The organism is Natrarchaeobaculum aegyptiacum, from assembly GCF_002156705.1.
Classification (GTDB): domain Archaea; phylum Halobacteriota; class Halobacteria; order Halobacteriales; family Natrialbaceae; genus Natrarchaeobaculum; species Natrarchaeobaculum aegyptiacum.
The window spans coordinates 1,018,094-1,042,736 of the sequence record NZ_CP019893.1; the positions used below are offsets into that span (position 1 = coordinate 1,018,094).

General features: G+C 64.2%; 22 protein-coding genes and 2 tRNA genes. 13 read left to right on the top strand and 11 right to left on the bottom strand.

The window, feature by feature from the left end; translation table 11 throughout:
• The first annotated feature begins 54 nt into the window (after nucleotides 1-54).
• Both B1756_RS05105 and B1756_RS05110 read left to right on the top strand, forming a co-directional pair.
• A complete protein-coding gene (locus tag B1756_RS05105; RefSeq protein WP_086890049.1) occupies nucleotides 55-360 on the top strand; it encodes a glutathione S-transferase N-terminal domain-containing protein in 306 nt (101 codons plus the stop codon).
• Entirely contained in the window at nucleotides 360-872 is a 513-nt protein-coding gene (locus B1756_RS05110) for a redoxin domain-containing protein (RefSeq protein WP_086887573.1), read from the top strand. The genes B1756_RS05105 and B1756_RS05110 overlap by 1 nt, the downstream gene beginning before the upstream one ends.
• Nucleotides 873-1,266: 394 nt before the next feature.
• Here B1756_RS05110 and B1756_RS05120 read toward each other — a convergent pair whose 3' ends face one another.
• The 3 genes from B1756_RS05120 to B1756_RS05130 form a co-directional block, all read right to left on the bottom strand.
• Nucleotides 1,267-1,638 carry a DUF5518 domain-containing protein gene (locus B1756_RS05120; RefSeq protein ID WP_086887575.1) on the bottom strand — a complete coding sequence of 124 codons (372 nt, stop codon included), beginning with the start codon at nucleotides 1,636-1,638 and terminating at the stop codon, nucleotides 1,267-1,269.
• An 85-nt stretch (nucleotides 1,639-1,723) separates the two neighbouring features.
• Nucleotides 1,724-3,343, bottom strand: a complete 1,620-nt coding sequence (locus B1756_RS05125; RefSeq protein WP_086887576.1) for an ABC transporter permease — start codon at nucleotides 3,341-3,343, stop codon at nucleotides 1,724-1,726.
• A 300-nt stretch (nucleotides 3,344-3,643) separates the two neighbouring features.
• Nucleotides 3,644-4,864: an extracellular solute-binding protein gene (locus B1756_RS05130; RefSeq protein ID WP_086887577.1), complete on the bottom strand. Its 1,221-nt coding sequence runs from the start codon at nucleotides 4,862-4,864 to the stop codon at nucleotides 3,644-3,646.
• Between the two features lie 267 nt (nucleotides 4,865-5,131).
• Between B1756_RS05130 and B1756_RS05135 the strand changes: the two genes are divergently transcribed.
• Together B1756_RS05135 and B1756_RS05140 are read left to right on the top strand one after the other, a co-directional pair.
• A complete protein-coding gene (locus B1756_RS05135; RefSeq protein WP_086887578.1) occupies nucleotides 5,132-6,178 on the top strand; it encodes an NOG1 family protein in 1,047 nt (348 codons plus the stop codon).
• A 43-nt stretch (nucleotides 6,179-6,221) separates the two neighbouring features.
• The gene (locus B1756_RS05140) at nucleotides 6,222-6,542 is read left to right on the top strand and encodes a hypothetical protein (RefSeq protein ID WP_086887579.1); all 321 of its coding nucleotides are present in this window, start codon (nucleotides 6,222-6,224) and stop codon (nucleotides 6,540-6,542) included.
• 85 nt (nucleotides 6,543-6,627) lie between these two features.
• On the opposite strand, the gene B1756_RS05145 is transcribed toward B1756_RS05140, so the two are convergent.
• Nucleotides 6,628-7,920 (bottom strand): TIGR00341 family protein, encoded by a 1,293-nt coding sequence (locus B1756_RS05145; protein ID WP_086890050.1) that lies wholly within the window; start codon nucleotides 7,918-7,920, stop codon nucleotides 6,628-6,630.
• A 115-nt stretch (nucleotides 7,921-8,035) separates the two neighbouring features.
• Here B1756_RS05145 and engB point away from each other — a divergent pair, with 115 nt between their 5' ends.
• Nucleotides 8,036-8,656, top strand: coding sequence for a GTP-binding protein EngB (gene engB, locus B1756_RS05150; RefSeq protein ID WP_086887580.1), 621 nt, complete (start codon nucleotides 8,036-8,038; stop codon nucleotides 8,654-8,656).
• A gap of 437 nt (nucleotides 8,657-9,093) precedes the next feature.
• Nucleotides 9,094-9,849 carry an SDR family NAD(P)-dependent oxidoreductase gene (locus tag B1756_RS05155; protein WP_086887581.1) on the top strand — a complete coding sequence of 252 codons (756 nt, stop codon included), beginning with the start codon at nucleotides 9,094-9,096 and terminating at the stop codon, nucleotides 9,847-9,849.
• A gap of 41 nt (nucleotides 9,850-9,890) precedes the next feature.
• On the opposite strand, the gene B1756_RS05160 is transcribed toward B1756_RS05155, so the two are convergent.
• From B1756_RS05160 to carA, 3 genes are all read right to left on the bottom strand, one after another.
• Nucleotides 9,891-10,391: a hypothetical protein gene (locus B1756_RS05160; protein ID WP_086887582.1), complete on the bottom strand. Its 501-nt coding sequence runs from the start codon at nucleotides 10,389-10,391 to the stop codon at nucleotides 9,891-9,893.
• A 94-nt stretch (nucleotides 10,392-10,485) separates the two neighbouring features.
• On the bottom strand, nucleotides 10,486-11,427 hold the full coding sequence (gene ddh / locus B1756_RS05165; protein WP_086887583.1) for a D-2-hydroxyacid dehydrogenase: 942 nt from the start codon (nucleotides 11,425-11,427) through the stop codon (nucleotides 10,486-10,488).
• A 136-nt stretch (nucleotides 11,428-11,563) separates the two neighbouring features.
• Nucleotides 11,564-12,640, bottom strand: coding sequence for a glutamine-hydrolyzing carbamoyl-phosphate synthase small subunit (gene carA / locus B1756_RS05170; RefSeq protein ID WP_086887584.1), 1,077 nt, complete (start codon nucleotides 12,638-12,640; stop codon nucleotides 11,564-11,566).
• A 102-nt stretch (nucleotides 12,641-12,742) separates the two neighbouring features.
• On the opposite strand from carA, the gene B1756_RS05175 reads away from it, so the two are divergent.
• Nucleotides 12,743-13,168, top strand: a complete 426-nt coding sequence (locus B1756_RS05175) for an Lrp/AsnC family transcriptional regulator (RefSeq protein WP_086887585.1) — start codon at nucleotides 12,743-12,745, stop codon at nucleotides 13,166-13,168.
• 42 nt (nucleotides 13,169-13,210) lie between these two features.
• Here the strand turns inward: B1756_RS05175 and B1756_RS05180 are convergent, their stop codons facing one another.
• From B1756_RS05180 to B1756_RS05195, 4 genes are all read right to left on the bottom strand, one after another.
• Complete coding sequence (locus tag B1756_RS05180; protein ID WP_086887586.1) at nucleotides 13,211-13,672, bottom strand: universal stress protein; 462 nt, start codon at nucleotides 13,670-13,672, stop codon at nucleotides 13,211-13,213.
• 244 nt (nucleotides 13,673-13,916) lie between these two features.
• Nucleotides 13,917-13,989: transfer RNA gene (locus B1756_RS05185), tRNA-Asp, on the bottom strand.
• 200 nt (nucleotides 13,990-14,189) lie between these two features.
• Nucleotides 14,190-15,335: an ATP-binding protein gene (locus tag B1756_RS05190; RefSeq protein WP_086887587.1), complete on the bottom strand. Its 1,146-nt coding sequence runs from the start codon at nucleotides 15,333-15,335 to the stop codon at nucleotides 14,190-14,192.
• A 627-nt stretch (nucleotides 15,336-15,962) separates the two neighbouring features.
• A tRNA-Asp gene (locus B1756_RS05195) sits at nucleotides 15,963-16,035 on the bottom strand.
• 291 nt (nucleotides 16,036-16,326) lie between these two features.
• On the opposite strand from B1756_RS05195, the gene B1756_RS05200 reads away from it, so the two are divergent.
• The 6 genes from B1756_RS05200 to B1756_RS05225 are packed head-to-tail and all read left to right on the top strand — an operon-like array spanning nucleotide 16,327 to nucleotide 24,619.
• A complete protein-coding gene (locus B1756_RS05200) occupies nucleotides 16,327-16,554 on the top strand; it encodes a DNA-directed RNA polymerase subunit H (protein WP_086887588.1) in 228 nt (75 codons plus the stop codon).
• Nucleotides 16,555-18,132: a DNA-directed RNA polymerase subunit B'' gene (locus B1756_RS05205; RefSeq protein WP_086887589.1), complete on the top strand. Its 1,578-nt coding sequence runs from the start codon at nucleotides 16,555-16,557 to the stop codon at nucleotides 18,130-18,132.
• 3 nt (nucleotides 18,133-18,135) lie between these two features.
• A complete protein-coding gene (gene rpoB / locus B1756_RS05210; RefSeq protein ID WP_086887590.1) occupies nucleotides 18,136-19,965 on the top strand; it encodes a DNA-directed RNA polymerase subunit B in 1,830 nt (609 codons plus the stop codon).
• Nucleotides 19,966-19,968: 3 nt separating this feature from the next.
• Nucleotides 19,969-22,896, top strand: a complete 2,928-nt coding sequence (locus tag B1756_RS05215; RefSeq protein ID WP_086887591.1) for a DNA-directed RNA polymerase subunit A' — start codon at nucleotides 19,969-19,971, stop codon at nucleotides 22,894-22,896.
• Nucleotides 22,889-24,079, top strand: coding sequence for a DNA-directed RNA polymerase subunit A'' (gene rpoA2 / locus B1756_RS05220; protein ID WP_086887592.1), 1,191 nt, complete (start codon nucleotides 22,889-22,891; stop codon nucleotides 24,077-24,079). Before B1756_RS05215 ends, rpoA2 begins: the two co-directional genes overlap by 8 nt.
• Nucleotides 24,080-24,082: 3 nt before the next feature.
• The gene (locus B1756_RS05225; protein ID WP_086887593.1) at nucleotides 24,083-24,619 is read left to right on the top strand and encodes a NusA-like transcription termination signal-binding factor; all 537 of its coding nucleotides are present in this window, start codon (nucleotides 24,083-24,085) and stop codon (nucleotides 24,617-24,619) included.
• The last annotated feature ends 24 nt before the right edge of the window (nucleotides 24,620-24,643 follow it).

The following is a 24,643-nucleotide window of genomic DNA, read 5'->3' on the forward strand; positions in this document are numbered from 1 at the left end:
GTCGGTGTCTCCGCGGACGATACGGTTATCCGACCGTTCGTCCAACGGTGGTCCATGAGCGACGCTCCCGACCAGGATTCAGCGCCAGCGCTGACGCTGTATCGCCTGCAGGCCTGTCCGTACTGCGAACGCGTCGTCCGCGTACTCGACGACCTCGAGGTTCCGTACCACTCGCGGTTCGTCGAACCGATGCACTCCGACCGCGACGTGGTCAAGCGCGTCGCCGGCGTGCGGACGGTGCCGGTGATCGTCGACGAGCGCACCGGCGTCACGATGGCCGAGAGCGCGAACATCGTCGACTACCTCGAGCGGACCTACGGTGACGGAGAGCGCCCGGCCAGCGGCGAGGTGAGTAGCTGATGGTCGACTTCGAGGTCGTTGCCCTCGAGCCCACCGATCACCCGGAATCTGGGGACGAAGCACCCGATTTCACCCGGCCGCTGGTCACCGACGAGTTCTGGGAAGACCGGTCGCTGTCGGGGCTCGCCAGCGAGGTCGACGGGCCGACGATCCTCGTCTGTACGCCGATGATCGGCTCCTATCCCGGCACGTACGTCTGGGAGGAGCTACACGAGCGCGGCTGGCACGAAGAGGCCGGTGCCGTCGTCGGGGTGTCCATCTCGACACCGTACGCGATCAAACAGTTCCTCGAGACGACCGACTCCCCGTTCGCGGTGTTCAGCGACCCGCAGAACCGCGTCGCCGAAGAGTACGGCATCGTCAACGACCTGGACGGGATGGCGGGTCTCGACGAACCTCGACCAGCCGTGTTCGCCCTCGACGCGAACCTGACCGTCGAGACCGCCTGGGTCGCCGAGGAGTGGCCCGAGTTCCCGCCGTACGACGACCTCGAGAGCGAACTCGGGTTCTGACACGACATGCAGCGCGACATGTATCGAGCTACAGGCTGTGCCAACGGATATAGTGGCCTGAGACGCCCCAGAAGAGACACTCGAAGCGGGCGACACGAGCCAACGGAACGTCGACGAGGAGGACAATCTCTCGGTGGACGCCGTCACGCAACGACACGGCGCGTTCGGCGGTTTCGAGCCAGTTTCGATGGGTGGAGACGGCCAGGAAATACACGAGCGTGCGGGCCACGACACCGAGATGCTCGAGTCAGTCACCCGACGATCCGTTTTCCAGACCTCGAGCGTTACTGAGCGGATCGAGGGTACAGTACCTGCTCTCTCGAGTCCAGCAACGAAATATTTCTCGGAAGTGGTGTGTTTCGTGAGCGGACAGCTCTCGAGTGGCGGCCCAGGTTCAGGGGTTCAACAGCCCGCCGAGTGCACCGGCGATGGCGCTCTCGAGTGCAAAGAGCATCGCGAGGAGGACGCTCGCGCCGAAGATTCCGATGCCGGCGACGCCCGTGGCCATGCCACCGGCGGGACCAGCCGCCCAGCCCGCGAGTGCGACGAAGAGGCCGATCAGAAGGCCAACGAGGATACCACCGAGTGCACCGGCGAGTAACCCGTGCCAGAAGCCTCGAGCGAGACCGCCACCGGCGAGGTAGCCCGCGACGAAGCCACCGATCAGTCCGGCCGCGAGCTGTCCGACGCCGGGGAGGGTTAGCCCGATCAGGCCGAGAACGGTCGCGGTGAGAAAGCCAGCGACGACGGCACGCCAGTCTGTCATACCCAAATCGGGGACTCGAGCGCCGATAAGCCCACCGTTCGCGTTCGAACACGGATTCGGAGCTGACGAGAATGGGACAGCCGGATCAGCTGAGGTCACCCTCTTCCTGAAACAGCATGACCAGCATCGAGAACCCGGAGATGAGGATCAACAGAAGTGCGGGGATGGCCGCGTACCGGTAGGCCAGCGCGTTCTGGGCGTCCCAGATGATCGAAACGAGGGTGTCCATCCCGATGGGCTGGAGCATGAGCGTCGCTGGCAGTTCCTTCATCGTCGTCAAGAACACGAGGACCGCGCCAGCGACCAGCCCCGGCATGATGGCCGGCAAGGTAACGCGACGGAACGTCTCGATCCGCCCCGCGTTGAGCGTGCGCGCAGCTTCGATGGTTTTGTCGTCGACCTGGAGGACCGACGAGCGGACGGTGCCGACGGCCTGCGGAAGGAAGCGGACGACGTAGGCGAACACGAGCAGCCACACACCCTGCCGATAGAACGACGGAAGTGTTCGAGTCCCCAGGAATACCAGGGCGAGGCCTATGACCACGCCGGGGACCGCGAAGCCAACGTAGGTCGCGCGCTCGAGGATCCGCGAGACCAGCGAGTTCGTCCGTCCGGAGTAGTAGGCGACCGGGAGCGCGAACGCGCAGGCAACCAGTGCGGCCAGTACGGCGAGGTACATCGAGTTGAACGCGAACTCCCACTGGAACTCGAGGGATGGAATCGGATCGCCTTCGCTCCGGAACAGCCAGCTCGTGAAGATCGTAACGGGCACGACGAGTGTGACCACCCCGAGTGCCGAAACGAACCCCATTGCCGGCCACTTCCAGATTCCGAGTCGGATCGTGCTCCCCACCCGCGTGCCACCGCTCGCGTCTTCGTCACGCCCGATGCCAGCCTCGATGACGAGAACGACGGCGACGATTGCGACCAGTTGCAACGCGAGTAAGGCGGCGTACTCGACGTTGAAATTGCCGAACTCCCAGTAGATCATGCTCGTGAAGACGCTGGCCTGCATGAACGCGGGTGTTCCGAAGTCGGAAATCGCGTAGAGGCCGGCGAGCAACGCGCCGGCTGCGATCCCTGGCCTGATCTGGGGGAGCGTGACCCGGCGGAAGGCTTCGAACGGACCGGCGTTGAGCGTCCGTGCGGCGTCGGGGAGCGAACTGTCCATCGACAAAAGCGCCGCCCGGGTCGTCAGGAACACGTACGGGTAAGTGTACAACGTGATAATGAACGTCGCGCCGGACAGGCCGTCTATCCGTGGGATCGATACTCCGAATAGCGAGTCGATTTCACCGCCCGAGCCGAACATGCCGGTGAACGCGATCGCGCCGATGTAGCTCGGAATCACGAGCGGGAGTGCGGCCACGACAGTCCAGAACCGTGGATACGGAAGGTCGGTCCGGGTCGTCAACACGGCGAGTGGCACGCCGAGTACGATCGAAAACACCGTCACGAACAGCATCAAGCCAATGCTGTTGGCCGTGATGCGTGCAGTCTGGGAGGAAACGATGAGGTCGTACGCGCGTAGCAGTTCGACCGTCGACGCCTGCCAGACCAGCCAGAACATCGGCAACACGACGAGGAAGGCGACGAGCGCGCTCGCGGCTGCCAGGGCGACCATCCAGAGATCAGCACGCTCGAGTCGATCCGTGACCGTCTGGACGTGCTGTGAGGTCTGGACGGCGTCTGTGATGGATTTCATAGTCTGTGTGGCCGAGCGAATCGGTTCTCCTACGAGTCGGTCGGCGCTCGATTCTCTTGAATTGCCTGATTAGGTTCTCGGTCCGGGAGCGGGCTAGCGGCAGGAATCGGTTACAAAGCGGCTACCGCGGTCGAACGGTCTCGGGTGATCGGAACACGGGGTTCGAGCGACGACGTCTGGAGAGTCCAACTGACACGTCTGTGAGTGCTGAATGGTGGGAATGCGGGTATGGACAGTCCGGGCGGAGCGGACGACTGTCGATGATCAGGACCGATATTGCGGCCCGTCCGTCGATCGAGGTTACAGCGGCATCATTCCTTCGTCTTCCAGGAGTTCGTTAGCTTCCTGCAGCTCCATGTCGAACGCGCTGATGTCGTAGGTCGGCGAGTCGAGGTCGGCCGGGCCGGGCAGCGGGCCAACGTAGTCGACGCCTTCGACGACGGGGAACTCCCCGTTGTCGTCCATCATGAACTCCTGTCCCTCGACGGCGACGAGGTGACGGACGAACTCGGCGACGAGTTCCGGATCGTCGACGGTGTTCGTGACGGCGACGCCAGCGACGCTGAAGAGGGCACCTGCGTCGCCTTCTGTGAACGCCACGCGAATCGGCGAGTTGGGATCTTCGTTGACGAGTCGGGCGGCGTAGTAGCTGTTGCCGAGTGCAATGATCGGGTCGTCGTCACCGCCCCGTTCGACGGCTGCAGCCTGGTCGCTGCCGCCGGAGAACAGCTGCGGGTCCTGATCCATGAAGTCCCTGACCCACTGTCGCGTCGCGTTTTCGCCCTCGAGGTCGACCATCGCCTGAATGAACCCGCGGAACGTCCCGGAGTTCGGCCGAGTCGAGATGATGCCCTCGAACCGGTCGTCGGTCGCGTACTCGAAGATGTCCGTCGGAAGGTCGTCCCAGCTATCGAGACCCGGGACCTCGTCCAACCGATCTTCGTTGTACTGAATCGAACGCACGCGGCCGCTGACCCCGGTCCAGTAGCCGCTGGGTTCGCGGTAGCTCTCGGGAACCGTCTCGACGACGTCGCTCGGAAGCTGCTGGACGAGCCCCATGTCGTGAACTGCGCCGAGTGCGCCCGGGTCCTGGGAGTAGAACACGTCCGCCGGCGTCGCGTCTCCCTCCTGTTCTAACTGGTTGACCTGGACGTCGTTGTCGTCGTAGTCGCGGTTGATCGTCAGTCCGTCGTACTCGTTCTCGAGTTCTTCGAACACGAGATCTATCTGGTCGGGAGTTCGACCGGAGTAAATCGTGATTTCACCCTCGAGGTCGCCGAGGTCGTCCCAGGTGACACCGCTCGGGTCCACGGGTGCACCGAGTGGGTCGGCATCTGCGACGGCACCCCCACCGGAGCCGCCACCATTTCCGCCTCCACCGCTTCCCGCGTCGCCGTTTTCGTCTCCGTTCCCCAGGCAACCCGCCAGACCGCTCACCAAAGCGGCTGAGAGTCCCGTCGTGGCAAGGAATCGGCGGCGTCCAGTCAAAGATCGTGCGTCTGATGCGTCCGTGTTCGTCATACACCTAGTTTTAGGTCGACCTAAAACACTTATAGCTATCGATTCTATTTGGGAAAACGGAGAGAAACTGCCACGGGAGCGGACGTGGGATGCGGCCTCGAGACACCCGTGTGTCGCCCCCTGACTGATTTAGGAGGTCCTAAAACACAAGTATGTGCCGATTTTTAGGACTACCTAAGAGACCGGGAGGGACACGCCCCAGCACACCTCGTGAACTGCCCGATCGTAACGAACGACCTTTTACGCCAGCGCGCCGTATCGCCGAATATGATTTTCGAAGACCTTCCGACGACGCCCACGTCGGAAGAGCTGATCGACAAGGCGTTCTCGCGGGCGGCGCGGGCCGGACGGGCCAAAGGCGGCCTCGAGGCACAGCAGTCGATGCTCCAGACGGCCTCGAGTATTATCTCTGACAACCTCGAGAACGTCGTGACGGCGTGGCCGGACTTCGCCTACGAAGACGAGGTCCACCCGTTCTACTACGAACTCGCGGATGCGATCTTGACCTCGTCGTCGGTATCGGCACCGCAGTCGTCGGGCATCGACGGCGAGACCGCCGGCGTCGACGCGCTCCGCCAGAGCCTCTCGGAGGTGATGTGGGCGAGTCGCAAGGCTCGCGAGATCCACGACGAGTACCAGCCTCGTCTCCGGAAGACCGACGTCGACACCGCGCGCAAGCACCGCAAGCAGGCGTTCGCCCGCCTCGCCGACGTCGTCGAACAGGTAGACGACGAACTGCTGTTCATCAACGAGGCACGCAACGCGCTGCGTGACCTGCCCGAGATCGATCCCGAGGAACCGACCATCGTCGTCGCAGGCTACCCCAACGTCGGCAAATCGTCGTTCGTCAACGACGTTACGAACGCCCGCGGCGAAACCGCCTCGTACCCCTTTACGACGAAAGGGATCGGTCTCGGCCACCTCGAGCGCGACCACATCCGCTACCAGCTCGTCGACACCCCCGGCCTGCTCGACCGCCCACCGGAAGAGCGAAACGAGATCGAGACCCAGGCCGTCTCGGCCATCGAACACCTCGGCGACTGCATGCTCGTCCTGCTCGATCCCACCGGCGAGTGTGGCTACCCCCTCGAGTCACAGCTCGAGTTGCGCGACGCCGTCGCCGACCAGTTCGGCGATCTCCCCGTGCTCACCGTCGCCAACAAGGTCGACCGACGCGACGTCTGGACCGACGACGACCACGACCTCGACGCCGACTACGAGATGAGCGTCGAGACCGGTGAGAACGTCGAAACCGTACTCGAGGCGGCGATCGAGGCGATCGATTACGAGCCGACACTGCCGTTCGAATCGTGATTCCCGGGGCGGCGAGTGTGACCACGTCCCGGAAGCAACACCGATGAAACGACTGGGCCTCTTCGACATGCTCCAGCTCGCCGCCGGCTTCTCGATGGCCGGCCCGATGTTCTTCATCGGGATCGAGTTCCTCCGGACGGGCCGACCGTCCGGCGTCGGCTTCCTCGTCGTCGGCGCGTTCGCGCTGTACTTCCCGACCTATCTCGTCAATCGGATCGGTGGGCCGAAAACGTGGATTCGTCGGCGACTCGGACGGCCGGACTCCAACTCCGACACCGCCGATACGTCGTCGACCGACACTGCCGACCCGACCTCACCGACTGACGGCGACGAGACGAGTCTCCTCGATCGGCTGCGTCGGTAATTGCGTAGCCGGTCGGCGTCTACGGAGATGGCTCCCCAGCTGAGACGGTGGTTCCAGAATGGGTCGAGAGAATTGCAGGGCACACTCACATCTCGACCTGTCCGACGTACCTGATCTCGACCGTGACGTCCTCGTTCGTCTGGGCCGTGATCCGCTCGTTCAGTCGTGACTCGAGTTCGCCAGATCGTTCGTCTGGCGGCCCCCCGAGGGTCACGATCACGCGTTCGGGAACCAAGAACGGATAACCCCCACCGGTTTCGACCTCGAACTCCAGCAGCGTGTACTGGGCGAAGGCCTCGTCCTCGAGGACGGCTTCGGTCTCTGCAGTCGCGTCGTTTTCGAACGTCGAGACGGCGTAGGAAGCGTAGGTGATGCCGCCGAGAAAGGCTGCGAAGATCATGACGATCAGCCCGAGCGCGATGACCCGTTTTCGAACCCGCTGTTCGGTCGACCGCAACGAGAGCAGGTTCTCCGGCCGGTACCCGGCGTACCACAGCGTCACGAGACCAGCGAGGTTCACCGAGAGCACGTTCACGAACACGAGCGCCGTCGACCCGGTCGCCGCCGCCGGTTCACCCCACGCGATCGCGATTCCCGCGGCCGCCGCTGGCGGGATGAGTGCAGCAGCGATCATCACACCAACCAGCGCCGTCGATAGCTTGGTCGCGATGCTGATGATCCCCGCCACACCAGCCCCCAGTGCGACCGCCAGCGAGAGCAGGTCGGGCGTGAGCCGTTCGGCAATTTCGTCGACGTCGCCGATCTCGAGTCCGGGCGGAACGATGTTGGTCACGCGGACCATCCATGCGAAGATCGCCGCGGCGACGATCGCCACCACGACGCCGAGCAACTGGTAGACGACGCTCTGGCGGAACAGGTCCTCGTTGTCGATTACCGAGCCAACGCTGGCACCGAGTGCCGGCCCGATCAGTGGCGCGATCACCATCGACCCGACGACCACCGCGGGAGAGTCGAGCAAGAGCCCCGCCGTCGCGACGATTGCACTGACGACCGTCATCGTCACGTAGATCCCGAACGACGGCGTCAGATCCTCGGCTTCCGTCTCGAGTTCCTGTCTCGAGATGCGTTCGGAGCCGACGTCACCAGTCTCGTACTCTTCGCGAAGTTTCTCGAATCGCTGGGAGACGACCGTCTCCGCGTCGACGACGACGGTGTAGGCGTCTTCGTCGATTCCCGTCTCCTGCAGTTCGTCGAGGACGGGCTCGACCGCCGGCGTCGGCAACGGAAAGTAGACCACTGCCGTGTACTCGCGGCGACTGTGCTCGTCAGTCACCACGTAGTCGATCCCACGAGCGTCGAGCGTCTCGAGGACCGCACCTCGCATCCCCGTCGGAACCGTCAGCTGTACGAGCCGCACACCCTGTGATACCGAGTCGTCCCCCATAATGGTGCTGCACATGGTCAGACGACGCCGAACTGGCGCGACACGTCCGACGCGGCACGCATATACCTTCTCCGACCAAACTCGGAGTATGTTCGAGACGCGTCCCGACCGCGACGCCGAGGTCGCCCTCGTCGGTCGCTCCAACGTGGGGAAGTCCACACTCATGCGCGAGCTCACCGGCCACGACAAGTTCGACACCGGCGGCAAACCCGGCGTCACGCGCGAGCCCAACCACTACGACTGGGCTCCCGAAGACTTCGTCATCACCGACCTCCCCGGTTTCGGCTTCATGAGCGGCGTCCACGAAGAGTACCGCGAGGAGATCAAGACCAACATCGTCCGCTACCTCGAGGCCTACGCCGAACACATCCTCGTCGCCATCCTCGTCCTCGACGGCAAGAGCGCCGTCGACATCATCGACCGACATTCGGGACCCGACGAGATTCCCTACGACGTCGAGATGTACCACTTCCTCCAGGACCTGGGCATTCCGACCGTCGTCGCGGTCAACAAGATGGACAAGGTCGACGACCGGGACGAGCGACTCGACGACATCTGCGACCGCCTCGGACTCTACCCACCGTGGCAACAGTGGCAAGACGTCGTCGCGCCGATCACCGCGAAGAACGGGCAGATCGATCCGCTGAACGAAGCCGTCCGCACACACCTCCACGAGGAAGGGCGGGACGACCTGTTCAAATTCTTCTAACGACCTTTTGCTCTACGTGTGCGCCGATGGCGCACCCTCGGCCGCGTGGCGGCTTCGCCGCCACGTTGTCGGTGGTCGGCGGGGCCGACCACCCAGTCGATCAAAAGCCTCCTCCCTCCGTTCGGGACACTCCGCGTCCCTCACATCGGTCGTCGGCCCGCTCGCGCCAGCGGCGCTCGCGGTTGCTGACAGTGTCTCACCTGCCCTTCCCCGGGTTGCACGACTCTCGTCGTCCTCGAGTCGTGCGCCCGGCCGCAGGCGGGTAGTGGTGCGGCGTCGGCACAGTCGACCGCTCGAGCAGCGAAGTGGCCACTCGTCGAGGCCTCCGGGGACACACGTGTCGTGGGGAGAGTCCGGCCACGACGAGCAAACGAGCGCTCAACCGGTGGTTGCCCCGCAAACAGTTAACCCCCGATCCGTTGAACTGCGGGTACGCTATGAGCCACTTCGACAGCGACGTCGCACTCGTGACTGGAGCCGGATCGGGTATCGGGCGAGCAACTGCACGGCGATTCGCCGCGGAGGGCGCACGCGTCGTCGTCTCGGACGTCGACCCCGACGGGGGCCAGGAGACGGTCGACCTGATCGACGACGAGGGCGGCGAAGCCACGTTTATCGAGGCAGACGTCACCGACGAGGACGCCGTCGCCGACCTGATCGCGGAGATCGACGACACGTACGGCCGACTCGACGTCGCCCACAACAACGCCGGAATGGCCCCACCGATCGAGGCCATCGAGGACGTCGACCTCGAGTCCTATCAGGCGGCGATGGACGTCAACCTCACCGGCGTCGTCAACTGCCTGAAACACGAACTCCCGCTCATGGTCGAGACCGACGGCGGCGCGATCGTCAACACGGGCTCGACCGCCTCTATCGGCGGCGGCAACTCGCCGCTCGCGTACGTCGCCGCGAAACACGGCGTTCTCGGCGTCACCCGCGTCGCCGCCACCCAGTACGCAGCCGACGGGATTCGGGTCAACACAGTCTGTCCGACGACCGTCGAGACACCGCTGCTCGAGGGGCTCTCCGAGGAGGAACTCGAGCAGTTCTCGGCGGGCATCCCGATGGACCGGATCGGTCAGCCAGACGAGGTCGCAGCCGCCGTCGTCTGGCTGTGTTCGCCGGAATCGTCGTTTATCACCGGACAGCCACTCGTCATCGACGGTGGTCGATTCGCTGCGGTGGAGTGAGTCGAGAGAAGACGGCTCTCAACCGATGGGTCCCGACCCGGTCACTCCTCCCTGACGGTGCTCCCGATCACGAGCGCCGCGCCGATGATGACGAGATTCTTGACGATGTACTGGCCCTCGACCGTCAGCGCGTACGGGAACCCGTGGTAGACGACCTCCGGCAGGAGGATCATCGGCAGGAACGTCCCCGGCAACTGGAGCGCGAGGAGCAAGATCCCCAGCCGGATCAGCGGCCGGTAGAGCAGACAGAGCCCGATCAGGATCTCCCAGACGCCGAGGACCGGCACGAACACCTCGGCGGGAACGACGTAGACGGTCGCGGCGACGAGTTCGCCCGCCGGCGAGTCGCCGATCACCTTGAGCGCGCCGAACCAGACGAAGACGATCGCGACCGCGACGCGCAACACCGGGATCCCCCACCGATCCATGGTCACCGCGATCGTCTCGTCGAGGCCCTCGAGTGCGTTCCGGTACCTGAAGCGCCGGCTCTGGGTGCGCTCTCGATCCTGCTCTCGTCCCTCCGACGAGCGCTCCCGGGACACGATACTCGAATCGACTCACGTCAGCGAGCGCGGAAAAACCCGGTCCCAGATACGTTGGTCCCGTCAGTGCGCGGCTCGTTTCAGGGATGGGCGATCACACCACACGATTGACGAACGCCTCGTCGGACTCGAGTCGCTCGACGTTCTCCCGGACGAGATCCGCGACGCCACGATAGTAGTCCTGCGTGAATCCCGCCGCGTGGGGCGTGACGATCACTTCCTCGATATCCCAGAGCGGCGAGTCTGCGGGGAGTGGCTCCTCCTCGAAGACGTCGAGGGCCGCGCCCGCGAGGGAATCGGACTCGAGGGCCGCGACCAGCGCCGCCTCGTCGACGACCGGCCCCCGGGCGACGTTGACGAGGTAGGCGTCGTCGCCCATAGCGTCGAAGACGCCTTCGTCGAAGAGGTGATGGGTGTCGTCAGTGAGCGGCACGGTGGCAATCACGAAGTCGGCGTCCGCGATGGCCTCGAGCAGATCGTCATTCGCGTACATCTCGTCGAACGCGGGCAGTGGCTCACTCGAGCGCCGAACGCCGATCACCTCGAGACCGAGCGGGCCGAGGACGGCGGCGACGCCCTGTCCGAGCGTCCCCGTTCCCACGACACACGCGGTCGCCCCGGAGAGCGTGAACGCCTCGTCCCACGCGGGCCGGGCCCAGCGTCGCTCCTGCTGGTGGGCGACGTGGTCGTGCAATCGGCGGGCGAACGCGAGCAGGTAGCTCGCGACTGACTCACCGATCGGCCGGCCGTGGATGCCCGAACTGTTCGTGAGCCCGACGCCGGCAGCCTCGAACTCGTCGATCGGAAACCGGTCGACACCCGCCTGGATCGAGTGAATCCACGCGCAGTCGAGGTACGCCTCCCGGTGCTCGAGGGTGACGACGGCGTCGCAATCGGCGATCTCGTCGTCGCCGATCACCGACACCGACAGCGAGAGGTCCTCGAGCGCGGTCGCGAGCACCTCGGGTGGAAAAACGGCGCTGACGGAGTCGTGGACGCCGAGTCTGTCGATCGTTGACGCGGCAGGTGGTGCCATCGTTCACTCTTGGCACCGGTCGACAGTGAACGTTCGGCAAACGGCGAGAATCGAATCGGTCTGCCCGAGTCGAAGCGAGGCGAATCAGCCCCGGCTCGATCGAACCGGACCCACCCGAACTGCGGCGAGACCGGACCTAGTCGTCGGCCGGAACGGCTTCCTGGCTCTGGTCGTCGGCCATCGCGAGCACGTCGTCGAAGAAGTCGAGGGTGTCCTTCGGACCGGGATTGGCCTCGGGGTGGTACTGGCGGGTGATGACGTCGTACTCGACGCCGTCGAGCCCTTCCGGCGTATCGTCGTTGACGTTCACCTGGGTCACCTCGAGGTGCTCGCCCGGCTCGTCGACCGTGTAGCCGTGGTTCTGGGTCGTCATGACGACGCGGCCGGACTCGAGGTCGATGACCGGCTGGTTGACTCCGCGGTGACCGAAGGTCATCTTCTCGGTCGTTCCACCGAGGGCCTCGGCGACGATCTGCTGGCCGAGACAGATGCCGGCGACGGGACGGTCTTCGACGAACGTCTGGACGAGCGAGATGGCGTCCTCGTAGTTCGCCGGATCACCCGGGCCGTTCGAGATGAACAGCACGTCCGGATCGACGGCCTCGACGTCGGCCTCGTCGGCGTCGTATGGCAGCACGTGGACCGTCGCATCACGCTCGAGCAGGGAGTCGACGATCGAGCCCTTCGCACCGCAGTCGACGAGCGCCACGTCGACGCCGTCGTTGTCCGCGCCGTGGGCGACCGGCTCGTCGACGCTGACCTGCGCGCCGATGTCGGTGTGTTCGCTCATTGCCTTGCAGGCCTCGAGTTGCTCGAGAGCGTCTTCCTCGGTGACGTCCTCGCCAACGGCGATACCACACTTCATCGCACCCTCGTCACGGATGTCGGTGACGACCTCGCGGGTGTCGAGGTGGTCGATCGCCGGCACGCCCTCATCGGCGAGCCAGTCGGCGACGTCCTCGGTGAGTTCCTTCGCGAGCACCGCACGCGGGTGCACGCGGTCGTCCTCGAACCGTTCCTCACGGACCCCGTAGTTCCCGATCAGCGGGTACGAGAACGTCAGGACCTGTTCCTCGTAAGAGGGGTCGGTCAGACTCTCCTCGTATCCCGTATACGCTGTCGTGAAAACCAGTTCGCCACGAGCCGTCCCCGAAACGCGACCACGCCCCTCGAGTACGTGGCCACCTTCCAGTGCAACGTAGGCCGCTGTCATTACGAAGTCCGTACTGGTCTCGCACCCATAAGTGTTGTCTTCGAAGCTGAGTTACGAAATTCGTAATCGGTAAGTGCACCTCGGTCGTAGAGTCGGATCTCCATGGACGAGCTGGACCGACAGATCCTCGACGTGCTCCGGCGGGACGCCCGGACGCCGTACACCGAGATCGCAGACGAGGTCGGGACGAGCGAGGGCACCGTCCGCAACCGCGTCGAGCGGATGATGGACGACGGCATCATCGAGCGCTTTACCATCTCCACGCGGACGGGGAACGTCAAGGCGATGATCGAAATTGGCGTCGCCGTCGACGTCGACACCGGTGCGATCGCCGAGCGGATGGCCGAGTGGGAGGAAGTCGACTTCGTCTGGATGGTCTCGGGCGAACAGGACGTCGTCCTCGTCGTCGACGCCGCCGACACCCGCGGCGTCAACGATCTCATCACGCAGGCACGCGAGCAGGACGAGGTCGTCAGCACGAAGACCAGGCTAATCCTCGACGAAGAACTCGGGTACACCAACGGGTGACTTCGGTCCGAACCCGCGAGCGTACTCTTCCGGAACGCACACTCACACGTCGTGTGGCACCGCGACCACCGGACAGTCCGCGTTCAACAGTAACGACTGGGTCACGCTCCCGAACAGCACCTGTCCGAGCGGCCGACGCTTCCGCCCGCTCACCACGATGTACTCCGCACCGTGCTCGGCCGCGTAGGTCCTGATCACCTCCGCCGCATCACCCACCAGCCCGACCGCCTCGTACTCCTCGAGACCGTCGACGCCGGCGGCAGCGTTCTCAGCAACCTCGGTCGCCTCCGCCTGGACGCGCTCGACGACCTCCTCGGAAAACTTCCCATTGTGAACCCGGAGCGCATCCGCAGAGACGTCGGTAAAGTCCTCCCGGAAATCGACCGTCGGATCCGCCACGTGGACCACGTGGAGCCCCACCCCGTACTCTTCGGCCAGTTCGTGTGCCTGTGCGACCACTGCTTCAGAACGACCGGAACTGTCCACTGCCGCGACGATTGCCATACCTGCCGTTTCGACGTCGCCCGTATTAGGACTGCGGCCCTCGGGCGTCGACCACCGCTGGACAGGTCCACGCTGGTAGCTCACGGACTGGAACGCGACGACGCGCTCGAGACGGGACTTGAACCACGCCGAGACGTGCTCGTTGCGCTGCGACCGACTCGTTCGAATCCCTGGTTGTCGGCCTCCGACTTCGGATGTTCGCGACCGGTAAGACCGGTCGCTCACGGATCGAAAATCGAAGAAGCGCCCGAGACGGGATTTGAACCCGTGTCACGACCGTGACAGGGTCGTATGATAGGCCACTACACCACCCGGGCTTGCAACTGTTCGTTTCCCGGTGAGACGCTTAAGGGTTTTGTTCCGCATCGATCGCTGTCTTGCTATCTCGAACCACGATCCGAGTCGACGAGCACGTTCGTCGAGCGCTGCCACCGACTCGAGGGGCACGTGGCACGGCCAGCGTATCGCGGCGAAGGCGACAGGTTGCGATCGGACAGCGACGGGACACACGACGAGGTCACGATTCGACGGCTGGCAACGAAAACGAGAACGTCGATCCGCCCTCGGGGTCAGACTCGACCCAGATCTGGCCGCCGTGGTGCTCGACGATCCGCTTGCAGAGCGCGAGGCCGATGCCGGTCCCGGGGTGTTCCTCCCGACTGTGGAGTCGCTGGAAGACGTCGAAAATTCGATCCTGATCGTCGGAATCGATACCGATCCCCCAGTCGCGAACCGAGACGACCCAGTCTTGACCCCGCCGGTGGGCACTGACGTGAATACGTGGCGGCTCGTCACCGCAGTACGTGATCGCGTTACTCACCAGATTCTGGAACACCTGACGTAACTGCCGACGGTCACCATCGACGAGCGGGAGTGAATCCCACGTGACGGCTGCGCCACTCTCGTCGATCCGAACGTGCAGGTTCGCGAGTGCATCCGTGAGCACGTCGTCGAGGTCGACCCTGTCGAACGAATCACTGTCCGCCTCGACGCGGGAGTACTCGAGCAGCCCGTCGGTCATCTCCTGTAAGCGATCGGCCCCGTCGATCGCGAACGCGACGAACTCCCGGCCGTCCTCGTCGAGTGCGTCGGCGTACCGATGCTCGACCAGCGTCAGATACCGCGTGATCATCCGCAACGGTTCCTGCAGGTCGTGGGAGGCGGCGGAGGCGAACTGCTCGAGCCGATCGTTCGACTCCTCGAGCAGCGCCTGCATCCGCCGCAGTTCCCGATTACGACGGTCGACTTCCAGCGCTCGCGTCCTGGCTCGAGCGTCGTAGATGCCGACGCCGAGCCCGGCGACGCTGCTGAGTGCCGTGAACATGAGGAAGCTCCGGTGCGGGTTCCGAAAACTGTCTGCGGGCTGAAAATGGTAGAGCGACAGAATTGCAGTCATGACGACGATCGCCCCGAGACACCACTGACCGATAACGGGATAGTAATTGGGGGTGATATCGTACGCTGGCAAGCGATGGGCCCCATAGATGAGTATCACGCCCGGCCCCACGATCAACGCCGTCACGATGAGAACGTTGAGAGATGGCTCGCCGCCGGTCGCTCGAACGTACGCCCAGCCGCCAGCAAACACGATATACGCCGCCCCGAGGGTGGCGACCGTTCGCCGCCCAGTGGTTCCGGAGACCGTCCCTCGCGCAGGAGACATTGCACCCGGTAAGCCGAGAGTTGCGATATGCGTTTTGGAGTGAGATATCGTGCCACATCTCGAGAGCGGCTTCGATTATTGGTTGAATGTACAAACCAGGTGAGTATCACAGGACCAACCTGAAGGGGGTCTGAGCCCGCACGACGACGCCGACCAGGAGATGGACATGGACGAGGTCCACTCCAAACCCCCGTGTGGTTTTCGAGGACCGGCGACTCGCTGGGCTCACGGCTTTGCCGTTCGCCATGTCGTGGCGCTGCGGGCCACGCACCGCTCGTCGGTTTGGTCCTGGAAAAACGCCCGAGACGGGATTTGAACCGCGGTCGCAGCGAAGCTGCTCCCTGATTCAAATCCCTCGTGTGGTTTTCGAGGACCGGCGACTCGCTGGGCTCACGGCTTTGCCGTTCGCCATGTCGTGGCGCTGCGGGCCACGCACCGCTCGTCGGTTTGGTCCTGGAAAAACGCCCGAGACGGGATTTGAACCGCGGTCGCAGCGAAGCTGCTCCCTGATTCAAATCCCTCGTGTGGTTTTCGAGGACCGGCGACTCGCTGGGCTCACGGCTTTGCCGTTCGCCATGTCGTGGCGCTGCGGGCCACGCACCGCTCGTCGGTTTGGTCCTGGAAAAACGCCCGAGACGGGATTTGAACCCGTGTCACGACCGTGACAGGGTCGTATGATAGGCCACTACACCACCCGGGCTTGCAACTGTTCGTTTCCCGGTGGAAGTATTAAGGCTTTCCAATCGGCCACCGTTTGGTACGGGGAATCGCGCCACGGACAGTCCGTGCTATACAGACTCACCCTCCACAAGGAATTTAACCGTGAGCGGGGTACTCCCACACGTGATCGGCTCACCCGGTCCGGTTTGCCCGGTCGGATAGCCACGGTGCCCGCTCGAGTTAGTAACCCTTAACTGTGTGCCGCCGGTAGCTGCCTGTAGTATCTCGTGACAGCCACTTCTCTCCCCATAGCCCACACGCACATCGACACATGGTAGACGTAAGCAAACACGAACTCGTTCCGGAGCACCGCCTGCTCGAGGAGGAGACCCTCGAGGAGGTGCTCGTGGAATACGACATCGACCGTACAGACCTGCCGAAGATCAAACGAAACGACCCTGCGCTGCCCGACGAGGCGGAGGTCGGCGACGTCGTCGAGATCATCCGGGACTCGCGAACAGCCGATCAGGCAGTCGTATATCGACTCGTGGTGGAATAAATGGCACTGGAACTCGACCGAGACACACGACGGGACATTTCGCGCGAATACTTCTCGAGGGAACGGCTCGCAGAACACCACTACCGCTCGTTCAACGCGTTCCTCAACCGGGGGATGCAGGAGGTCGTCGACGAGAAGGCGACGATCGACACCGACATCGGTGACAAGGAAGGCGAGGAACCCGTACACGTCGAACTGGGCGACGTGCGCGTCGTCACGCCCCGCGTCCGGGAGGCAGACGGCTCCGAAGAGCTGCTCTACCCACAGGAGGCTCGCCTGCGTAACATCACCTACTCCGCGCCGGTGTTCATGGAAATGTCCATCGTCAAGGGCGAGGAAGGCGACGAGCGGGTCGTCGACTCGACCGAGACGAAGATCGGTCGGATGCCGATCATGGTCGGCTCTGACAAGTGTAACATCGCCGGCTTCTCCGACGACGAACTCGTCGAGATCGGCGAGGACCCCGCCGACCCCGGCGGCTACTTCATCGTCAACGGCTCCGAGCGGGTGCTGATGACCAGCGAGGACCTCGCGCCGAACAAGATCCTCGCCGAGTACGACACCAAGTACGGCGACGAGATTCAGGTCGCGAAGACCTTCAGCCAGCGCCGTGGCTACCGCGCACTCGTCCTCTGTGAGCGTACCCGAAACGGCCTGCTCGAGGTCTCGTTCCCCTCGGTGTCGGGCTCGATCAACTTCGTCACGCTCGTGCGTGCACTCGGGCTCGAGTCCGACGAGGAGATCGTCCACAAGGTCTCGAACGACCCCGAGGTCGTCAAATACATGCTCGAGAACTTAGAGGAAGCCGAAGTGCAGACCGAGGAGGAAGCCATCGAGGCCCTCGGGAAGCGCGTCGCCTCCGGGCAGGGCAAGAACTACCAGCTCAAGCGGGCCAACTACGTCATCGATCGCTACCTCCTGCCGCACCTCCACGAGGAGGGCGTCGACGAGGAAGACGTCCGGATCAACAAGGCCCACTACCTCTGCCGGATGGCCGAAGCTTGCTTCGAACTCGCCCTCGGGCGGCGCGACTCCGACGACAAGGACCACTACGCGAACAAGCGGCTGAAGGTCAGCGGCGACCTGATGAAGGACCTGTTCCGGACCGCGCTGAACAAGCTCGCCCGGGACGTGAAGTACCAGCTCGAGCGCGCGAACATGCGTAACCGGACGCTGTCGGTCTCGACTGTCGTCCGGTCGGACGTGCTCACCGAACGACTCGAGCACCCGATCGCGACGGGCAACTGGGTCGGCGGTCGCTCCGGCGTGAGCCAGCTGGTCGACCGGACGAACTACATGGGCGTTCTCTCGCACCTGCGACGGCTGCGCTCGCCGCTGTCGCGTTCGCAACCGCACTTCGAGGCACGGGACTTACACGCGACCCAGTGGGGTCGCATCGGGCCCTCGGAGACGCCGGAGGGGCCGAACTGTGGGCTGGTGAAGAACTTCGCCCAGGCGGTCGAACTCTCCCAGAACGTCGAGGACGAACAGGCACTCAAACGCGAACTGGCGTCGATGGGCGTCGAGGGGATTCCGGGCCTCGAGGGCATCGACCGAGCAACACCGGCAGACGACTAATCTATGAGCAGCCAACAGCGAGAAGCCAAAGTCTACGTCAACGGGTCGCTGGTCGGGACCCACCCCGACCCCCACGAACTGGCCGAACAGATCCGCGAAGCGCGACGCATCGGCGACGTTAGCGAGATGGTCAACGTCTCCGTCAAAGAGCGTACCCGCGAAGTCATCATCAACGCCGACGCCGGTCGGGCGCGTCGCCCGTTGCTCGTCGTCGAAGACGGCGAACCCCGCATCTCCGAGGCCGAGATCGATGCGATCCAGTCGGGCGACCTCGAATTCGAGGACCTGGTCGACCACGGCTACGTCGAGTTCATCGACGCCGAGGAGGAAGAGGACATCTTAGTCGCCGTCGACGAAGAACACCTCACCGAAGATCACACCCACCTCGAGATCGACCCGTCGCTGATCTTCTCGATCGGTGCGGGGATGATTCCGTACCCAGAGCACAACGCCTCGCCGCGTATTACGATGGGCGCGGGGATGATCAAGCAGTCGCTGGGTCTGCCGAGCGCAAACTACCGGATCCGCCCGGACACGCGCCAGCACCTGCTGCACTATCCGCAGCTCTCGATGGTCAAGACCCAGACCACCGACCAGATCGGCTACGACGATCGGCCCGCCGCACAGAACTTCGTCGTCGCCGTGATGAGCTACGAGGGGTTCAACATCGAGGACGCGCTGGTGATGAACAAAGCCAGCGTCGAGCGCGCGCTCGCGCGATCGCACTTCTTCCGGACCTACGAGGGCGAGGAACGACGCTATCCCGGCGGTCAGGAGGACCGCTTCGAGATTCCCTCCCAGGACGTCCGCGGCGCACGCGGTGAAGAGGCGTACACCCACCTCGACGAGGACGGCCTCGTCAACCCCGAGACGGTCGTCGACGAGAACTCCGTCTTGCTCGGGAAGACGAGCCCGCCGCGGTTCCTCGAGGAACCCGACGACATGGGTGGCCTCTCGCCCCAGAAGCGCCGCGAAACGTCGGTGACGATGCGCTCGGGCGAATCGGGTGTCGTCGACACCGTCACGCTGATGGAAGGCGAGGACGGCTCGAAGCTCTCGAAAGTGAGCGTTCGAGACGAACGAATCCCCGAACTCGGGGACAAGTTCGCCAGTCGCCACGGCCAGAAGGGGGTCGTCGGCCACCTCGCACCGCAGGAAGACATGCCCTTTACCGAGGAGGGCGTCGTGCCCGACCTCGTCGTCAACCCGCACGCGCTGCCCTCGCGGATGACCGTCGGGCACATCCTCGAGATGATCGGCGGCAAACTCGGCGCGCTGGAAGGCCGACGCGTCGACGGGACGCCGTTCCTCGGCGAGGACGAAGAGAAACTCCGCAGCGGACTCGAGGACGCCGGCTTCGACTCCGCGGGCAAGGAGGTCATGTACTCCGGCGTCACCGGCGAGAAGGTTCAGGCCGAGATCTTCGTGGGCGTGATCTTTTACCAGAAGCTCTACCACATGGTCTCGAACAAGCTGCACGCCCGCTCGCGCGGGCCGGTGCAGGTGCTCACCCGACAGCCGACGGAAGGTCGCGCCCGCGAGGGTGGGCTCCGTATCGGGGAGATGGAACGGGACGTGTTCATCGGTCACGGGGCGGCCATGACGCTGAAAGAGCGCCTGCTCGACGAGTCCGACCGCGAGTTCATCCACGTCTGTGGATCGTGTGGGATGAGCGCCGTCGAGAACGTCGAACAACGTCGGGTCTACTGTCCGAACTGCGACGAGGAGACCGATATCCACGAGATCGAGATGAGCTACGCGTTCAAGCTCCTGTTAGACGAGATGAAGGCGCTGGGTATCGCACCACGACTGGAACTCGAGGACGCCGTCTAAACCATGCGAAACAGCACACCAAAAGACATCGGGACGATCAACTTCGGGCTGATGGAGCCCGAGGAGTACCGGGAGATGAGCGCGACGAAGATCATCACCGCCGACACGTACGACGACGACGGCTTCCCCATCGACATGGGGCTGATGGACCCGCGGCTCGGCGTGATCGACCCCGGACTCGAGTGCAAGACCTGCGGGAAGCACTCGGGGTCGTGTAACGGCCACTTCGGTCACATCGAACTCGCCGCGCCGGTGATCCACGTCGGCTTTACCAAACTCATCCGTCGATTGCTGCGGGGGACCTGTCGAAGCTGTTCGCGACTCCTGCTCACCGAAGACGAGCGCGAGGAGTTCCGCGGACAGATCGACCAGACTCGCAAACTCGGCCGGGACCTGAACGACGTGACCAAGGCCGCGATCCGACAGGCTCGAAAGAAGGATCGCTGCCCGTTCTGCGGCGAGGTCCAGTACGACATCGAACACGAGAAACCGACCACGTACTACGAGGTCCAGCAGGTGCTGACGAGCGAGTACTCCCAGCGCATCGCGGGTGCGATGCAGGGGGACGAAGAGGAAGGCATCGAGCGAACGACGCCCGACGAACTCGCCGAAAAGACCGAAATCGACCTCACGCGGATCAACGAGATCCTCTCGGGGTCGTTCCGCCCGCGTGAGAGTCAGCGCGAGGCCATCGAGAAGGCTCTCGACATTGACCTCACCGAGGAGGACACGAACAAGCTGATGCCCTCGGACATCCGCGACTGGTTCGAGGCCATCCCGGACGAGGACATCGAGGTGCTCGGGATCGATCCCGACCGCTCGCGTCCAGAGTGGATGATCCTGACGGTGCTGCCAGTGCCACCCGTAACGGCGCGACCGTCGATCACGCTCGACAACGGTCAGCGGTCGGAAGACGACCTCACGCACAAGCTCGTGGACATCATCCGGATCAACCAGCGGTTCATGGAGAACCGCGAGGCCGGTGCCCCACAGCTGATCATCGAGGACCTGTGGGAACTGCTCCAGTACCACGTGACGACGTTCATGGACAACGAGATTTCGGGAACGCCACCGGCGCGACACCGCTCCGGCCGGCCGCTCAAGACCCTCTCCCAGCGCCTGAAGGGCAAGGAGGGGCGATTCCGTGGCTCGCTCTCGGGGAAGCGCGTGAACTTCTCCGCCCGAACCGTCATCTCGCCGGACCCGACGCTCTCGCTCAACGAGGTCGGCGTCCCCGACCGCGTTGCGACGGAGATGACCCAGACGATGAACGTCACCGAACGAAACGTCGAGGAGGCACGCCGCTACGTCTCGAACGGCCCCGAGGGTCACCCCGGTGCCAACTACGTGCGCCGACCCGACGGCCGACGGCTGAAGGTGACCGAGAAGAACTGCGAGAAACTCGCCGAGAAGGTCGAGGCCGGCTGGGAGGTCAACCGCCACCTCATCGACGGCGACATCGTCATCTTCAACCGCCAGCCGTCGCTGCACCGGATGTCGATCATGGCTCACGAGGTCGTGGTCATGCCCTACAAGACGTTCCGGCTCAACACCGTCGTCTGCCCGCCGTACAACGCCGACTTCGACGGCGACGAGATGAACATGCACGCCCTCCAGAACGAGGAGGCCCGTGCCGAGGCGCGCGTCCTCATGCGGGTGCAAGAACAGATCCTCTCGCCCCGATTCGGCGAGAACATCATCGGGGCCATTCAGGACCACATCAGTGGGACGTACCTGCTCACCCACGACAACCCGCGGTTCAACGAGACGCAGGCGCTCGACCTCCTGCGTGCCACCCGGATCGACGAGCTTCCGGAACCGAGCGGCATCGACGACGAGGACGAGCCGTTCTGGACCGGACGCGACGTCTTCTCCGAACTCCTGCCCGACGACATGAACCTCGAGTTCACCGGTACCGTCGGCGACGACGTCGTCGTCGAGGACGGGCAACTCGTCGCTGGGACGATCGCCGAAGACGAAGTCGGCGAGTTCGGCGGCGAGATCGTCGACCACATCACGAAGGCCTACGGCAACACCCGCGCCCGGATCTTCATCAACGAAGTCTCGACGCTCGCGATGCGTGCGATCATGCACTTCGGGTTCTCGATCGGGATCGACGACGAGACGATCCCGGCGGAAGCACAGGGTCGCATCGACGAGACGATCGAAGACGCCTACGACCGCGTCGAGGAACTCATCGAAGCCTACGAACGCGGCGAACTCGAGAGCCTGCCGGGTCGAACCATCGACGAGACCCTCGAGATGAAGATCATGCAGACGCTCTCGCGTGCGCGTGACAATGCGGGTAACATCGCCGACGAGCACTTCGACGACGACAACCCCGCCGTGGTGATGGCCAACTCCGGTGCCCGTGGGTCGATGCTGAACCTGACCCAGATGGCCGGTGCGGTCGGCCAGCAGGCAGTTCGGGGCGAGCGGATCAACCGCGGCTACGAGAATCGCACGCTCAGCCACTACAAGCAAAACGACCTCTCGGCGGAGGCCCACGGCTTCGTCGAGAACTCCTACACCAGCGGCCTGACCCCGCGGGAGTTCTTCTTCCACGCGATGGGTGGCCGTGAAGGGCTGGTCGACACCGCCGTTCGGACGTCCAAGTCCGGGTACCTCCAGCGCCGACTGATCAACGCGCTGTCGGAACTCGAGACACAGTACGACGGTACCGTCCGCGACACGAGCGATACGATCGTCCAGTTCGAGTTCGGTGAGGACGGTACCTCGCCGGTGAAGGTCTCCTCGGGCGACGACAACGACATCGACGTCGAGGCGATCGCCGAGCGCGTCCTCGACGAGGAGTTCACCTCCGAGGAAGAGCGTCAGGAGTTCCTTGGAACCCGACCGCAGCCGACGAACCTCTCCGAGCACGCCGATCATCGCCTCGCCGAGGATCTGGGGGTGAGCTCCGATGACTGAGGTCGACTTCGACGTCTCCGACGACGTGATCGCCGTCGTCGAGGACAGCGACCTCCCTCGCCGCCTCAAAGACGAGGTCTACGAGGTAGTCGAAGACCGGGGTGCAACCGTCGAGGAGGCCAACGAGCTGACAGAGGCCGTCGAGGCCCGCTACGTCGACACACGGGTCGACCCGCTCGACCCCGTCGGAACCGTCTCCGCCCAGTCGATCGGCGAACCCGGGACCCAGCTGACGATGAACACGTTCCACTACGCGGGTGTCGCAGAGATCGACGTCACCCAGGGGCTGCCGCGGCTGATCGAACTGGTCGACGCCCGGAAGACCCCGGACACGCCGATGATGACGGTCCACCTGGAAGACGAGTACGCCACCGAGCGCGAGAAGGCCCACGAGGTCGTCTGGAAGATCGAGGCGACGAAGATCCTCGCGCTGGGTGACGTCTCGACGAACGTCGCGGACATGCGCGTCCAGATCTCGCTCAACGAGGACACTCTCACCGAGCGGATGATCACGCCCGAACAGGTCGCCGAGACGATCGAAGATCACCTCGGCGTCTCGACGGTCCAGCAGGGAACCCAGATCGAGTTCGGCCCCGAGGAACCCTCCTACCGCGATCTGCTCCAGCTGGTCGAGGAACTGCGCGACATCACGTTCAAGGGCATCGAAGAGATTTCGCGAGTCGTCATCCGCCGCGAAGAGATGGACGACGGCAGCGAGGAGTTCGTCCTCTACACCGAGGGATCGGCCTTCGGTGACGTCTTAGAGATCGAGGGCGTCGACGCCTCCCGGACGACGTGTAACAACATCCACGAGATCTACCGCAACCTCGGCGTCGAGGCCGCCCGCGAGGCCATCATCGAGGAGACGAACAACACGCTCGCCGAGCAGGGGCTGGACGACGTGAACGTCCGCCACCTGATGCTGGTCGCCGACATCATGACCAACGAGGGGACGATCGAGTCGATCGGCCGCCACGGCATCTCCGGCTCGAAAGACTCCGTGCTCGCCCGCGCGGCGTTCGAGGTGACGGTCAACCACCTGCTCAACGCCGCCATCCACGGCGAGAAAGACGCCCTCGAGGGCGTCACCGAGAACGTCATCGTCGGGAAACCGATCAAGCTCGGGACCGGCGACGTCGACCTCCGGATGGGCTCGACCGGCCCAGGCAGTCAGGCAGACTGATCGATGACCGTCACCCTCGACGACGAGGCTCGTCGGTACCTCGCGCTGTTCGAAGACGTCACGGGGGCGACCGGCATCGATTGCGTCCTCGAGTTCCAGTCCGGCTCGGAGGCGGTCAGTGACGGCGGCGACGGGGTCACCGTCGGCGATAGCAGCGACGCCCCGACCGTGACCATCGTCGCAGACAGCGACGGCGTCGACTCGGCTGCAGCCGACCGCCTGATCGTCGTCGTCTCGAGCGGCCAGATGGGCGAGGCGATCGGTCCCGATGGTCGAACGGTCAAGCGGTTTGAAGAGCGGGTCGACCTGCCGGTTCGGCTGGTCGAAGCGGCGGACGATCCCGAAACCTTCGTCGCTAACGCGCTCGCGCCCGCGGCGGTCTACAACGTCACGATCAGTGAAAACGAAGACACCGTGGCGTACGTCGAGGTCGCCGAGGCCGACCGCGGAGTGGCCATCGGCTCGAGCGGACGCACGATCGAGGCCGCCCGCGTGCTGGCGGATCGTCACTTCGACGTCGACGACGTCCAGCTGATCTAGCTGGCAGCCGACGTCCGATTCGAC

What these genes read in the sequence shown, in the direction of transcription:
- B1756_RS05105 (WP_086890049.1), top strand. Translation starts at nt 55, where the DNA reads ATGAGCGACGCTCCCGACCAGGATTCAGCGCCAGCGCTGACGCTGTAT.
- B1756_RS05110 (WP_086887573.1), top strand. Translation starts at nt 360, where the DNA reads ATGGTCGACTTCGAGGTCGTTGCCCTCGAGCCCACCGATCACCCGGAA.
- B1756_RS05120 (WP_086887575.1), bottom strand. Translation starts at nt 1,638, where the DNA reads ATGACAGACTGGCGTGCCGTCGTCGCTGGCTTTCTCACCGCGACCGTT.
- B1756_RS05125 (WP_086887576.1), bottom strand. Translation starts at nt 3,343, where the DNA reads ATGAAATCCATCACAGACGCCGTCCAGACCTCACAGCACGTCCAGACG.
- B1756_RS05130 (WP_086887577.1), bottom strand. Translation starts at nt 4,864, where the DNA reads ATGACGAACACGGACGCATCAGACGCACGATCTTTGACTGGACGCCGC.
- B1756_RS05135 (WP_086887578.1), top strand. Translation starts at nt 5,132, where the DNA reads ATGATTTTCGAAGACCTTCCGACGACGCCCACGTCGGAAGAGCTGATC.
- B1756_RS05140 (WP_086887579.1), top strand. Translation starts at nt 6,222, where the DNA reads ATGAAACGACTGGGCCTCTTCGACATGCTCCAGCTCGCCGCCGGCTTC.
- engB (WP_086887580.1), top strand. Translation starts at nt 8,036, where the DNA reads ATGTTCGAGACGCGTCCCGACCGCGACGCCGAGGTCGCCCTCGTCGGT.
- B1756_RS05155 (WP_086887581.1), top strand. Translation starts at nt 9,094, where the DNA reads ATGAGCCACTTCGACAGCGACGTCGCACTCGTGACTGGAGCCGGATCG.
- ddh (WP_086887583.1), bottom strand. Translation starts at nt 11,427, where the DNA reads ATGGCACCACCTGCCGCGTCAACGATCGACAGACTCGGCGTCCACGAC.
- carA (WP_086887584.1), bottom strand. Translation starts at nt 12,640, where the DNA reads ATGACAGCGGCCTACGTTGCACTGGAAGGTGGCCACGTACTCGAGGGG.
- B1756_RS05175 (WP_086887585.1), top strand. Translation starts at nt 12,743, where the DNA reads ATGGACGAGCTGGACCGACAGATCCTCGACGTGCTCCGGCGGGACGCC.
- B1756_RS05180 (WP_086887586.1), bottom strand. Translation starts at nt 13,672, where the DNA reads ATGGCAATCGTCGCGGCAGTGGACAGTTCCGGTCGTTCTGAAGCAGTG.
- B1756_RS05190 (WP_086887587.1), bottom strand. Translation starts at nt 15,335, where the DNA reads ATGTCTCCTGCGCGAGGGACGGTCTCCGGAACCACTGGGCGGCGAACG.
- B1756_RS05200 (WP_086887588.1), top strand. Translation starts at nt 16,327, where the DNA reads ATGGTAGACGTAAGCAAACACGAACTCGTTCCGGAGCACCGCCTGCTC.
- B1756_RS05205 (WP_086887589.1), top strand. Translation starts at nt 16,555, where the DNA reads ATGGCACTGGAACTCGACCGAGACACACGACGGGACATTTCGCGCGAA.
- rpoB (WP_086887590.1), top strand. Translation starts at nt 18,136, where the DNA reads ATGAGCAGCCAACAGCGAGAAGCCAAAGTCTACGTCAACGGGTCGCTG.
- B1756_RS05215 (WP_086887591.1), top strand. Translation starts at nt 19,969, where the DNA reads ATGCGAAACAGCACACCAAAAGACATCGGGACGATCAACTTCGGGCTG.
- rpoA2 (WP_086887592.1), top strand. Translation starts at nt 22,889, where the DNA reads ATGACTGAGGTCGACTTCGACGTCTCCGACGACGTGATCGCCGTCGTC.
- B1756_RS05225 (WP_086887593.1), top strand. Translation starts at nt 24,083, where the DNA reads ATGACCGTCACCCTCGACGACGAGGCTCGTCGGTACCTCGCGCTGTTC.